At 42.7% G+C, this 12741-nt stretch carries 11 protein-coding genes and 1 tRNA gene; 7 read left to right on the plus strand and 5 right to left on the minus strand.

Annotation, left to right across the window (positions count from 1 at the left end):
- Nucleotides 1–13: 13 nt before the first annotated feature.
- Nucleotides 14–1210, plus strand: coding sequence for a pyridoxal phosphate-dependent aminotransferase (locus MD536_RS08495; RefSeq protein ID WP_239597793.1), 1197 nt, complete (start codon nucleotides 14–16; stop codon nucleotides 1208–1210).
- 216 nt (nucleotides 1211–1426) lie between these two features.
- On the opposite strand, the gene MD536_RS08500 is transcribed toward MD536_RS08495, so the two are convergent.
- The 3 genes from MD536_RS08500 to MD536_RS08510 form a co-directional block, all read right to left on the minus strand.
- Nucleotides 1427–1500: transfer RNA gene (locus MD536_RS08500), tRNA-Met, on the minus strand.
- 85 nt (nucleotides 1501–1585) lie between these two features.
- On the minus strand, nucleotides 1586–2050 hold the full coding sequence (locus tag MD536_RS08505; RefSeq protein WP_239597795.1) for a hypothetical protein: 465 nt from the start codon (nucleotides 2048–2050) through the stop codon (nucleotides 1586–1588).
- 11 nt (nucleotides 2051–2061) lie between these two features.
- Nucleotides 2062–3138 carry a hypothetical protein gene (locus MD536_RS08510; protein ID WP_239597797.1) on the minus strand — a complete coding sequence of 359 codons (1077 nt, stop codon included), beginning with the start codon at nucleotides 3136–3138 and terminating at the stop codon, nucleotides 2062–2064.
- Nucleotides 3139–3304: 166 nt separating this feature from the next.
- Between MD536_RS08510 and MD536_RS08515 the strand changes: the two genes are divergently transcribed.
- From MD536_RS08515 to MD536_RS08535, 5 genes are all read left to right on the plus strand, one after another.
- Nucleotides 3305–3646, plus strand: coding sequence for a hypothetical protein (locus MD536_RS08515; RefSeq protein ID WP_239597798.1), 342 nt, complete (start codon nucleotides 3305–3307; stop codon nucleotides 3644–3646).
- Between the two features lie 99 nt (nucleotides 3647–3745).
- On the plus strand, nucleotides 3746–6088 hold the full coding sequence (locus MD536_RS08520) for a TonB-dependent receptor (RefSeq protein ID WP_239597800.1): 2343 nt from the start codon (nucleotides 3746–3748) through the stop codon (nucleotides 6086–6088).
- Nucleotides 6088–7389, plus strand: a complete 1302-nt coding sequence (locus MD536_RS08525; RefSeq protein WP_239597802.1) for an exo-alpha-sialidase — start codon at nucleotides 6088–6090, stop codon at nucleotides 7387–7389. The genes MD536_RS08520 and MD536_RS08525 overlap by 1 nt, the downstream gene beginning before the upstream one ends.
- Before the next feature lie 31 nt (nucleotides 7390–7420).
- A complete protein-coding gene (locus MD536_RS08530; RefSeq protein WP_239597803.1) occupies nucleotides 7421–7993 on the plus strand; it encodes a methyltransferase domain-containing protein in 573 nt (190 codons plus the stop codon).
- A 17-nt stretch (nucleotides 7994–8010) separates the two neighbouring features.
- Nucleotides 8011–8304, plus strand: coding sequence for a hypothetical protein (locus MD536_RS08535; protein ID WP_239597805.1), 294 nt, complete (start codon nucleotides 8011–8013; stop codon nucleotides 8302–8304).
- Here MD536_RS08535 and MD536_RS08540 read toward each other — a convergent pair.
- Both MD536_RS08540 and MD536_RS08545 read right to left on the minus strand, forming a co-directional pair.
- Nucleotides 8294–8842, minus strand: a complete 549-nt coding sequence (locus tag MD536_RS08540) for a cupin domain-containing protein (RefSeq protein ID WP_239597806.1) — start codon at nucleotides 8840–8842, stop codon at nucleotides 8294–8296. The two genes, MD536_RS08535 and MD536_RS08540, sit on opposite strands and share 11 nt — an antisense overlap.
- A 79-nt stretch (nucleotides 8843–8921) precedes the next feature.
- Entirely contained in the window at nucleotides 8922–9596 is a 675-nt protein-coding gene (locus tag MD536_RS08545) for a carbonic anhydrase (protein ID WP_239597809.1), read from the minus strand.
- A gap of 116 nt (nucleotides 9597–9712) precedes the next feature.
- On the opposite strand from MD536_RS08545, the gene MD536_RS08550 reads away from it, so the two are divergent.
- Nucleotides 9713–12733, plus strand: coding sequence for a DNA polymerase III subunit alpha (locus MD536_RS08550; RefSeq protein WP_239597811.1), 3021 nt, complete (start codon nucleotides 9713–9715; stop codon nucleotides 12731–12733).
- The last annotated feature ends 8 nt before the right edge of the window (nucleotides 12734–12741 follow it).

Below are 12741 nucleotides of genomic sequence, written 5' to 3' on the forward strand. Positions count from 1 at the left end.
CTATCTTTGCGCCATGCTACAGATCAGTAAAAGAGGCCAGGCTATGCCCCCGTCCCCCATCCGGAAACTGGTGCCATATGCCGAAGCAGCCAAGAAAAAAGGAACGAAAGTTTTTCATCTGAATATCGGCCAGCCCGATATAGAAACTCCTTCCATCATGTTTGACGCGGTTAAAAACGCGCACATGAAAGTGCTGGAATACAGCCATAGCGCCGGTAATGAATCCTATCGTCAAAAGCTGGTAGAATATTACGCCAAAGTTGGCGTAAAGGTAAACCACAACCAGATCATCGTAACCACGGGAGGATCAGAAGCCATCCAGTTTGGTTTCATGGCCTGCCTGGATGCTGGCGATGAAGTCATCATTCCCGAACCTTTTTATGCCAACTACAATGGTTTCGCTGTTGCAGCTGGTGTTACAGTGAAGCCTATCACATCCAGCATTAATAACGGATTTGCACTTCCTCCGATCGAAGCATTCGAAAAAGCGATCACCTCCCGTACACGTGCTATTGTGATCTGCAATCCAAATAATCCAACAGGATATCTTTACAGCAAAGAGGAACTAGAAGTTTTAAAAACCATCATTCAAAAACACAACCTGTTTCTCTTTTCGGATGAGGCATACCGTGAGTTCTGTTACACGGGGACCCATTTCAGCGCCATGCAACTGGAAGGGGTAGATGAGCATGTGATCCTGATGGATACAGTTTCCAAACGATACAGCGCCTGCGGAGCCAGAATCGGCGCCTTTGTCACACGTAATCAGGCTGTATTGGACACCGCTATGAAATTCGCCCAGGCCCGCTTAAGTCCACCCGGTTTCGGTCAAATTGCCTCTGAAGCAGCCATCGACCTGCCCGATACTTATTTTGATGGCCCCAAGGCTGAATACCTGAAACGCCGGGATGCCCTTGTCAGCCGTTTGAATGCTATGAAGGGCGTTTTTTGTCCTAATCCGGGAGGAGCCTTTTATGCGATCGCACGACTGCCCATTGACGATGCAGATCGTTTTTGCCAATGGTTGCTTGAAAGCTTTTCCCATAATAACCAAACAGTAATGCTGGCTCCGGCTACCGGTTTCTATGGCACACCCGGACTTGGAAAAAACGAAGTACGTTTAGCCTATGTATTAAATACTGATGACATCCACGCCGCTATGGATTGCCTCGAAGAAGCGCTGCGGCAGTATCCGGGCAGAACTGAATAATATTGGCCCCTCCATAAATAAAAAGCCCCGGAAAACGGGGCTTTTTATTTATGCTTTAAGGATTGTAAAAAGACGCTTCCAGTTCCAGACTTTAGCCATCTTTCTCGTGCAATGGCTTCTGATTGCTGAGTAAATTAACTGCCATTCGCCGTCCGCCTACGGCGGATAGGAATCCAATGCGCCAAACAAAAAAAGCCCACAGAGGGCTTTAATATGTAGCGAGGAGCGGACTTGAACCGCCGACCTTCGGGTTATGAATCCGATGCTCTAACCAGCTGAGCTACCTCGCCATGGTTGAGATGCTCTCAAACGGAGCGCAAAAATAGAGGATTATAACAAAAGATCAAAAAATAGCTGTGGCTTGGTGTGCTTTTTTTACTTCACCCTTACCAATTTTTCAATATTAAGGTGTTCAATCCCAAGGGCTTCTATTTTTTCAACGCCTGTGGTTATCAACGTATCTCCGGAAATTTTATAGAAAAGCTCAAACTCTCCACCCTCCCATTCCCGGATAGAAAAATAATCCAGCAGTTCGGTGTAGGTACTGTCGCCAATTTTTACCCTCCCTCCACCTGCTGCATAACTGGCAGTACTATCATTCCCCTTATTCATATCATGCCGAAGAAAAGCAAAATGTGTCGGACTGATAATCTTGATCATTTCCTGTCCAATGGTATAATCGGTTACTACCGTATCTGTTCCCTTGATAGTAGTACCGGTAAGTAATTTCCAGGTACCCACAATTGGAGGCGTTGTTTGTGATTTCGTATCTTTCTTTGGAGTTACAGGTCCACAGGAAACAACCATCAATAACATCCCAAATACATATCCACACTTCATATCAGAAAAATTTAATTCTTGTAAAACTCCCTCAGCACCCTCAATTTCGCAGTATCTCCTGCTATTGATTCTGCAGAAAAAGGCATTACCCCGGTAGAAGGAGGCAATAAACCAAATTCCAATACCTGCTTAAACTCCTCCGCCGTTACCTTTCCAGTTCCATTGTACCCCTGCACAATCGGCCATATTTTAGGCGCCCCAGCCCCTTTCAACCACGACTGCCCCGATAACCAGTTCATATATTCACCCACCCAGGAAACCGGCCGGCCTTTTAATTGATGGAATAACATAGGAGATAACACATCCGCCTTGCCGGAAAGTGCAGCCAGATCAATTCCCAAATTTTTATACAATGCAGAATCATGATCTGCAGGCATCCATCCGCAATGATAAATACCGGTCAGCAGCGAGCCATCAACTGATTTAACCTGTTTACCCAGCACATCTGCCCACTCCACCAACACCCCTGTTCTCCATTTTCTCCAGGCAACTTCCTGATTCCTTAATATCCAGTCAGCCTGATCTGGAATCGGCCCCTCAGGCAATTTTAGTCCGGCATAGTTTTCAAATAACCCCATACATCGTTCACAAAAACAGGTTTCAGGCAGAATTGGATTCGGCGTTTCAAATTGTGCATGCCAATGAAAATAATCCAGCCAGATGCCATCAATTGAATAGGAAGACAGGATAGTTGCCAATGCCTGCTGCCGATCCTCCCTGAATCCAGGATCAGTAGGACAAATTCCCATAAACCAATCAGCCGGCTCTGCCCGATTCCCCTTTTCAGTTATCGGCCATGCTTCCGGATGCTTTGATAAGTATTCCTTGCCATTCAATACCGGGAACTCTACATAGATCTTTACACCCTCTTTTTTCGCACGTTCTATAAATTCCTGATTCAAGGATCCACTTCGAATAAATACAGCATTAATTCCCAAGGAAGAAAAATCATACCCTGCTTTCCATAAAGCTGCAGGATTCCCATAAACGCCCTTAATCGGAGTGCCCCTTCCTACAGTTTTAGTAGAACTAACACAAGCCAGTAGCTGAATTGCCAACAATCCGTATAAAATAATTTTTATTCGCATTAAAATCCGGAAGATGCTTCAAGTTACAAACGATTTTCCAGGATATGACTTAAATCATGTTTGATATTCAAACGCCTTACTAGTTTTACAACACTAAATGTTTTTCCGCTTTATCATATCATTTCTTCTACTGACATTACTACTATTACAGTGTTTACAGGTACCCATGATGGTTGTAAACTATTACACCAACAAGCAGGAATTCCTGGCTAACTGTGAAAACAAATCCAGGCCCGAACTTGCCTGTGAAGGGAAATGTATCCTGATGAAAAAAATCAAAGCGGCTGAACAAAAAGAGGAACAGGAGAAAAAAGAAAGCAAAAGTTCCGGCTCTGCAGATATCGTTTCTTCACGTTGCTTTTTTACCAATGAGCTGAGTTTGGCTGTGAAAATCTCAGTACAAGATTATTCTATACATGTAGTATCCAACACCATCGATCGCTCCTATCCGTTGTTTCATCCCCCCTGCTGGGCATTTCCTGAAAACGCTTTTCGCGTATTAAGCTAAAATCTTCAAATCAACACCCAATTTCCACAGCTCGTAACCATCCGGCTTGACTTTCCACTTGCCTGTATGTTACTTGCAACTCGATAAATTTATTTTTCTATGTCAGTTTTATCCAGGCTGTTATCAGTAATCATCCTACTGGTTACCCTGCCTTGTTTTGGCCAAAAAAAAGTTAGTGCCACCCTCATTGACTCCATCAATAACGAACCCATTAATGGCGCAACTATTCAATGCACGAACAGTACATGTAACTGTAGTTGTGTCAGCGAAACCTCCGGACGTTTTGAAATGAACTGCCGTGATTGCCGCTTCCTAAAAATCACACATACCGGTTACCAGTCATTTATCGTACCCATTGAACAACTCCTTAAAACTCCCGGAACATTACGACTGCAACCCTTTGCCGGGAGTCTGAATGAAATCATCGTTACCGCGAGCAGAGGTGAAAAAATCAAGCGAACCGAAGCTCCAATTGCTATTGGTTTGATCTCAACAGCTTCCATCCACGAAACCAAAGCGCAAAGCGCCGATCAGTTATTAAACAAAGTCAGTGGTGTAAACATGGTAAATCTAGGTAATGAACAACACCAGATGAGTATTCGTCAACCCATGACCACTAAAAGTTTATTCCTTTACCTGGAAGATGGCATCCCTGTACGCACAACCGGTTTATTCAATCACAATGCGTTACTGGAAATGAATCTTGCGGCCACCAAAAAAATTGAAGTAATAAAAGGCCCCTCCTCATCCCTGTATGGAAGTGAGGCAATCGGGGGTGTTGTTAACTTTATCAGTATTGCACCAACGCCTGTACCTGTTCTGAAAATTTCCCTACAGGGAAATAATATAGGTTACAAAAGAGGGGATCTACAAACCAGTTTTCAATCTGGAAAATGGGGCTTTGCCATCAGTGGTTATTATGCTGATAAACGAAACAGCTTTATGGAATATACCGACTTCCACAAAGGAACTGTTACAGTCCGTGCTGATTATAATTTCTCATCAACCACCCAGCTGCAAAACAGTTACACTCTAACTGATTATTATAGCGATATGCGCAGTGGAATTGACAGTGTTTCCTTTGCAACCCGTCGATTTTTCAACCCGCAAACTTTTACTTACCGGAATGTAAAAGCACAGCGCTTCCGAAGTACACTCCTACATAATTGGAATGATAATTCAAATTCAAGCTTATCGGTTGTACTTAGAAAAAACTCAATCGGACAAAATCCTGCCTATAGAATCAAAGAGGATTACCGGAAAGTAAATGGTGTATGGAAAGGTAATAAAACCCTGGCCCATGGAGAAATCAACGAAAGCAGTTTTAGAAGTCTGGCCATCATCAGCCAGCATAAACACCGATTCCAATGGAAAAATGCAGAGATGATTGGCGGACTATCAGCAGATCTAAGTCCATCCAGTTATGCTGCATCCTATATTAGAATCCATAAAGACACTGTTGCAGGAAAATATGACAGTTATCAATCAACAGACAGCACACTTACCAACTACAAAACAACAATAAATAATTATGCCACGTATCTTCAGTTCGCATTTGAACCCGCAAAAGGACTGCGATTGGTTGGCTCTCTTCGTTATGATCTATTTCACTACAAATTTATCAATAATCTAACTCCCTCTTCTTTTAGTGGTGCAGCAGATACCAGCACTAATTTTAAAAGGCTAAGTCCTAAAATCGGATTCACCTACAACCCAAACAAACGAATTGGATTTTTTGCGAATTACAGCGAGGGATTTGTACCTCCGCAGGTTACTGAATTGTTTACAGGAGTGAAAGTTCCATATCTCCAGCCTTCCATATTCAAAAACTATGAAATCGGAGGATGGATGGAATGGTTGCCTGGCAAACTCTCTGCGGATTTCAGTATATATCAACTGAAAGGTTCAAATGAAATTGTGAATGTCAGGCTTGATGATGGCAGCTTTGCCAATCAAAACAGTGGCCGAACCAGTCACAAAGGAATAGAAGTGGGTATCAATACTACTCCTGTGAAAAATCTTCAGCTTAGAACAAGCGCTTCCTACAGTAAACACCTTTTTGAAGAATATGTGGAAAAAGGGGTAAGCTATAATGGTCGCGAAATGAACAATGCTCCCCGCTGGCTTATTAATGCAGAAGCCTGGTATCGTCCTGCATTCCTGAAAGGGTTTCGTATAGGAACCGAACTACAAGTGGTCGGTCCCTATTTTGTTGATCCGAAAAACACTGCTCGTTACCAGGGATATACTGTTTGGCACCTGAGAGCAGGCTATCGGTATAAAGCGATCGAAACCTGGATTCATCTTTTGAATGCCGGTGACAGATACTATTCAAATATCACCTCAAAAAGCAGCTTCGGTTATAGTTACCAGTTAGCTGACCAACGATCTTTAAACGTTGGAATGAGTATTGATTTAGGTTCCCTTTTAAAAAACAACTGATGAAACAATTAACACTCTATATCTGTATTTGGCTCTGCAGTTGGACTTTACAAACTACTGCACACACCCAAACTGATACCCTGCGATCCGTTACTCAAATAGTAGCTGATCATGCATCACTGATACCCGGACTAACAAAAGACCATCTGAACAGGCCCGTACTCAGCTGGGTGGAACAAGTAACAGAGAACCGGTTCCGAATGCGATATGCCATCTCAACCAATAATGGAAAAAGTTTTGAAGCTCCGGTATTTGTCACACCCTCCATTACATTATCTCCTCATGCTGAAAATGCACCTAAACTGGTATTTAAACCTTCTGGAGAAATCATTGCCGTATGGGGTGTTACCTCCACCAGCCTGCAGCAGGGCATCGGGAAAAAAGAAGAAAGTGATGGACACAGTAATCATGAGGAACAAACTACAATTAAATCAGCGCCCAAAAGTAAATACGCCGGCCAGATCTATTACAGTCAGTCATTTGATGAAGGTAAAAACTGGACAACTGCCAGACCACTGGTAAATGATCCGGAAGGAAATGACCAACGTTATTTTGACGTGGCTCTTAACCAGGATGGAGAGGCTGTAATAATCTGGCTGGATAACCGGAAAACAGGTAACCAGGAGGGTTCAGCATTATTTATGGCAACTACTTACCAGCAGGAAGGTTTTCAGCAACAACATAAAATCAGTGAAACAACCTGCCAATGCTGCCGCACCAAGTTACTGATTGATCAACAAAACCGGATTCATGTAGTTTACCGTGCTATCCTTCAGGACTCAATTCGGGATATGGTGCACCAGGTATCTACGGACGGAGGTAAAACATTCAGCACACCAAAACGTATTCATGAGGATAACTGGATCGTAAAAACCTGTCCTCATACAGGCCCGACTATGACCATCAATAGATCTGGTCTTCATTTTGCCTGGTATTCTGCCTCACCTAAGAAAGCAACTTATTTTACGAGCAGCCTGGATAACGGAAGCAGTTTTACAGGTTTCACAACCCTAAGTGAAACTGCAAGGCACCCACAAATACATAGTTTGGCAAATCAGTTGATCGGAATTGTATGGGATGAAGTACTAAGAATGGGTGAAAAACCTGCAACCGGCATTGGTATGGAATGGAAAAGCAGGGAGGGTAAAACGATTGGCAAATTTGCCCTGACCTCACCCGAGGAAATGGCTTCTTACCCGGTAATTCTGCCGCTGGAAGATGCATTTCTGGTTGCTTACCAGGTTAAAACCTCTGCAGGTCAACGGATTGGATGGAAAATAGCAGTGCCCCCAACTCAATAAGTCCTTAAATTAGATTTCGTACCTTTAACCAATGTGGTTTAAGGACGATCCGGCTTTCCATACCTTGTATCCGGTTGAACTCAGCCAGATGGCAAGAAGGCATTGGACACCTTTGTTGGTAGCCAGAAAAGCAGCACGCTTCCTGGTGACCCAACCCGGGGACCGAATACTTGATATTGGAAGTGGAGCAGGGAAGTTCTGCCTGGCAGCAGCCAGAGAATGCCCCCAGGGGAAATTCACAGGTATCGAACAACGTCGCAACCTGGTAGAATATGCCAACCAGGCCCTTGAAATAACCGGTCTAACAAATGCCGAGTTTTTGCATGGAAACATTACCGACTTGAATTTCAAGGACTTCGATCATTTTTATTTTTATAATTCTTTTTACGAGTATATCGTAGACAGTGAAAAAATAGATGATCAAATTTCTTTTTCAAGCGACTTATTCAATTACTACAGTCATTATCTTTATAAACAATTGTGCAAAGCCCCTGAAGGTACCCGTTTGGTTACCTACCACAGTCTGGAAACGGAAATCCCTCCCTCTTTCCAACTGGTAGCCACAGAAATAAATGATCAATTAAAATTTTGGGTTAAACTGTAAAACCATTTGGTACTGTTATGGCTAAAAACTTGGATGACTACAGGTGTAAACTGGTTAGTAAAATTTTGCAGGCTCCAACAACAGATCATGTCACCCGCTATTTCAATGCGGCGATCAGGAGTCTGAAAGAACACAAAGTAAACGGATACGTTACAAAACGGTTCCTGGATAAAATTGAGCTGGAACTTGATTCCATCCAACCGGATCAATTAAACACTCAACAACTTTATAACCGGGAAAAAGCTTATCAGCTAACCGCTATCTGTAAACTCCAGCTCTTCCCCACTGCAACAATTCCTTCTATTGCATAATACGTTCTGCTCCTACATGAGTTCTTCGGGAAATGTTGCCAAAATGTTTTTTGGGATATAATAAGGCATGTAGAAAGCGAACCAGGAACAAAGGAACAGATTTCAATCTGATTTCCTGCTTATACTTATATGCCAACCCGATTTTATGTTTTAAACTAAGATCCTTTTTCCCCTTCCCAAATTGCTTATTAGCCATGGCAAAACTTTCCCTCAAAAAACCGGCGGTATTTAGTGCGGGATATACCATCCAATCCAATTCAGTACAACCATCCTGCGCATTCCACATCGCATGCTCCTGAAAGGGTTCAATCTGAAATGAATGACCTGCTTTAACCCGGTCCAGTTTACCCTGGTGAAACAAGATTAATTCTCCACTGATAACAGAAAACTTTTCCTGCTGTGCAATATGATAATGTAAGGGTGGAGCAATTCCTTTACCCCTGTATGACATACGCATTACCAGTTGTTCCTCCCCTTTGCCTTCTATCAGAAAAACGATTCGTTGTCCCGTTAATTTGTTTTCAATACAAACACTCATCCTTGAAATTTTCAGGCAAGATCAATCAACAGAAAAGCAGTTCAAACTACAAGCAGTATTAATTGAGAAAAACCTGTTATCAGTTGCTATTCAACGGTTCCACTTTTCCATCTTCCAGTCTTTCGTAGCCACCCATTACTGTAAGGGAGCCCCTGGCTATCCTTTCTCTGATCACCGGTGAGGATTGAATAATTTCCCGCACACCATGCTGAATATTGGCTTTTACAAAATGATCAAATATCTGATCTCCTTTAAGTTGTAAGGCCTTTATTTCGCTCTCAGCAGCAATGCTGTCCACAATTGTTTTCAGATGTCCGGATGCATGCTCCCCTTTCATATATGCACCAATCGCCCCACATCCTTCGTGACCAACTACCATTACCAGCGGCACATTTAAATGTTCTACTGCATATTCTATACTGCCCAGCTCAATATCTCCCATGATATTACCTGCTGTACGAATCACAAAAATATCACCTAAACCCTGGTCAAAAACCAGTTCAGGTGAAACCCGGCTATCTGAACAGGTAACAACTACTGCATACGGGTGTTGTCCTTTCGTCAACTCCTTTCTTCTCAACCTGGATTCATCCGGATGAATAGGTTTATACTGCGTGTATCTTTTGTTTCCCTCTAGTAACCGCTCAACTGCAGCAGCAGCAGTTGGAGCGGAGGTAGTTTCCTTACCAGCATCCGTTTGCAACGTACAAAAAACCAGCCAGCCGGTTAAAGCCAATAAAAGCATCTTTTTCATGACTCAAAACTATTCAGTTGGCTACTGCCATTTTGTAACCTCCATCACAAAAGCAGTTTTGTAATACTAATTTTTTTAGTATTTTTACAACCCTTCTTTCACGAAAGAAACTTACCATGTACCTCAACTGCAAAACCTATTTCAGCCTTCGATACGGCACGTTTTCGACACAGGAATTGGTAGATCTTGCCGAAAAAAACGGTATTGAATCACTTGCGCTGACCAATATCAACAATGTTTCAGATGCCTGGGATTTTTACAATTTGTGCCTGAAAAAAAACATCAAACCAATACTGGGCGTGGAGATTCGAAACAAGGACCGGTTTTGTTATGTATTACTGGCACTTAATATTAATGGCTTTGAGCAGATCAACCAATTTCTTTCCTTTCATCTTCAGGAAGAACGGGCATTTCCTGAGCACCCGGGTGTAGATACATTTTTTTCCAACCCTGATAACGTTGCCATTATCTATTCCATAGCATCCTTCTATCCTGAAAAATTAGCGAATCACGAATGGATTGGCATTCGCATGGACCAAATTACTAAATTATTTAGCTTTTCTGTTACCCGTTATCGCCATAAACTCATTGTTTTACAGCCGGTTAGTTTTTTGAACAAACGTTTTTTCAATGCCCACCGCCTGTTAAGAGCAATTGACAACAATGTTCTTTTATCAAGACTTACTCCTGAACTCCAGGCCGGAGAAATAGAGATCTTCCAGTCGCCGGAAAAAATACTGAAAGCATTTGCTCAATATCCGTTCATTATTACCAATACCTATCGATTGATGGAAGCCAGTTCTATCGAGATGGAGTTACACACAGATAAAAACAAAAAAACATTTAGTTCCACTCCTGAAGACGATCGTATGCTGTTGGAGAAATTAGCGATGGATGGCTGTGTATTGCGTTATGGCAGACGAAATAAAACCGCATTTGATCGGGTTAAAAAAGAATTGGCCATCATCAATCAGTTAGGCTTCAACTCCTATTTCCTTATCACCTGGGATATCATCCGTTATGCACAAAACCGGGGTTATTTTTATGTAGGAAGAGGTAGCGGTGCCAATTCCATTGTTGCTTTCTGCTTACAGATCACCGATGTAAACCCTATTGAACTCGATCTTTATTTCGAACGATTCCTCAACCCACATCGCACTAGTCCGCCTGATTTTGACATTGATTTTTCCTGGCTTGATCGAGATGATGTGATTGACTATATCTTCAAACGATACGGCAAAAAACAAGTCGCCCTGCTGGGTATGGTTACCACTTTTCAATACAATGCATTGATTCGAGAATTGGGAAAAGTGTTCGGATTACCGAAAGGGGAAATAGATCAGTTGGCAACCAAAGGCTATTTTTCACGCTCTTCCGGTTTTGATCCGAAAAAAGCAGAAGATAAGATTCAGCAGCTCATCCTGCAATACGGACAGTTGCTTAAAAATTTCCCCAACCACCTCAGTATACATCCGGGTGGTATGTTGATCAGTGAAGCATCTATCTTTCAATACACTGGAGTTTTCATGCCTCCCAAGGGATTTCCAACTGCACAAATTGACATGTTTGTTGCGGAACAGATCGGCCTGTACAAATTGGATATTCTGAGTCAACGGGGATTGGGTCATATCAAGGAAGCCATTCGCATCGTGCGTGAAAATAAAAACATCAGCATTAATATTCACGAGATTGAAAAATTCAAAAAAGATCCGGGAGTTCGAAACCAGATCCGTTCTGTTCAAACGATTGGTTGTTTTTATATTGAGAGTCCGGCTATGCGCCAGTTACTCAAAAAGCTGGAATGTGATGATTACCTCACACTGGTAGCAGCAAGTTCCATTATACGCCCCGGAGTTGCCAGCAGCGGCATGATGAAAGCTTATATCGAACGTTACCACAAACCCGACTCCTTCGAATACATTCACCCCATCATGAAGGAATTACTCGAGGAAACCTATGGCATCATGGTATACCAGGAAGACGTGATTAAGGTAGCCCATCATTTTGCTGGTATTGATATGGGAGAAGCTGATATTCTTCGCAGGGCCATGAGCGGAAAATACAGAGGTAATCAGGAGATGATTCGCATCAAAGAAAACTTCTTTTCCAATTGTATGGAACGTGGTTATGATCCGGCGGTAATTGCAGAGGTATGGCGACAAATAGAAAGTTTTGGAGGATATAGTTTTTCCAAAGCACATTCTGCTTCTTTTGCAGTAGAGAGTTACCAGAGCCTTTATCTTAAAACCTATTACCCGCAGGAGTTCATGGTTGCAGTGATCAATAATTTTGGAGGGTTTTACAGTCGCGAGTTATATTTCTACGAACTCTCCAAAACCGGTGCCACTATTCATGCACCCTGCATCAACAATAGCGACTGGTATACCTGCATAAAAGGACAGGATGTCTATACCGGATTTATTCATATCAAATCATTGGAACAGAAAGCAGCAGAACACCTGATTGAAGAAAGAAAAAGGGGTGGATACTACAAAAGCCTGGCAGACCTGGTGGAACGAAGCGCCATCGGAAAAGAATCATTAAACTGCCTGATCCGATTGAATGCCTTTCGTTTCACAGGAAAAAGTAAAAAAGAACTACTTTGGGAAGCCAATCTCTGGCAGGAGCCTGCTAAATCAAAGGAAAAACTGTTTCACCCGGCGTTGTTTGAAGAAGCACCAGTTAGTTTCCAACTACCGGAACTACCCGCTTATCCGCTGGAAGATTTATACGATGAGATGGAACTGCTCGATTTCCCCCTTTCCAACCCGTTTCCTTTGGCCGACACCGACCTGGATCAATACATTCCGGCCGCATTACTGGAGCAGTATAAAGGTAAAAAAATTACTGTTCTGGGTTATCTTATAACCTACAAGCCGGTGCGAACTATCAAAGGGGATCTGATGTGTTTCGGCACTTTCATAGATGCATCACTCAACTGGCTTGATACCATTCATTTTCCGGATAGCCTTCAACGTTATCCCTTGCAGGGAAATGGATTCTATGCACTCACCGGAATTGTAGTGGAAGATTTTGGCGTACTCAACCTCGAAGTCTCATACCTGCAAAAAATCGGTCTCAAACCCCGCAACTCCCCTCAGGCAGCACAACCCCATCTCCTTCCTCCCACAGGCTAATTGTTTCT

Source organism: Flavihumibacter cheonanensis (genome assembly GCF_022352215.1).
GTDB classification, from domain to species: Bacteria; Bacteroidota; Bacteroidia; order Chitinophagales; family Chitinophagaceae; genus Flavihumibacter; species Flavihumibacter cheonanensis.

Excerpts from the sequence above, each read along its gene's own strand:
- MD536_RS08530 (WP_239597803.1), top strand. The coding sequence starts at position 7,421 with ATGTGGTTTAAGGACGATCCGGCTTTCCATACCTTGTATCCGGTTGAA.
- MD536_RS08495 (WP_239597793.1), top strand. The coding sequence starts at position 14 with ATGCTACAGATCAGTAAAAGAGGCCAGGCTATGCCCCCGTCCCCCATC.
- MD536_RS08510 (WP_239597797.1), bottom strand. The coding sequence starts at position 3,138 with ATGCGAATAAAAATTATTTTATACGGATTGTTGGCAATTCAGCTACTG.
- MD536_RS08520 (WP_239597800.1), top strand. The coding sequence starts at position 3,746 with ATGTCAGTTTTATCCAGGCTGTTATCAGTAATCATCCTACTGGTTACC.
- MD536_RS08525 (WP_239597802.1), top strand. The coding sequence starts at position 6,088 with ATGAAACAATTAACACTCTATATCTGTATTTGGCTCTGCAGTTGGACT.
- MD536_RS08550 (WP_239597811.1), top strand. The coding sequence starts at position 9,713 with ATGTACCTCAACTGCAAAACCTATTTCAGCCTTCGATACGGCACGTTT.
- MD536_RS08515 (WP_239597798.1), top strand. The coding sequence starts at position 3,305 with ATGATGGTTGTAAACTATTACACCAACAAGCAGGAATTCCTGGCTAAC.
- MD536_RS08505 (WP_239597795.1), bottom strand. The coding sequence starts at position 2,050 with ATGAAGTGTGGATATGTATTTGGGATGTTATTGATGGTTGTTTCCTGT.
- MD536_RS08540 (WP_239597806.1), bottom strand. The coding sequence starts at position 8,842 with ATGAGTGTTTGTATTGAAAACAAATTAACGGGACAACGAATCGTTTTT.
- MD536_RS08535 (WP_239597805.1), top strand. The coding sequence starts at position 8,011 with ATGGCTAAAAACTTGGATGACTACAGGTGTAAACTGGTTAGTAAAATT.
- MD536_RS08545 (WP_239597809.1), bottom strand. The coding sequence starts at position 9,596 with ATGAAAAAGATGCTTTTATTGGCTTTAACCGGCTGGCTGGTTTTTTGT.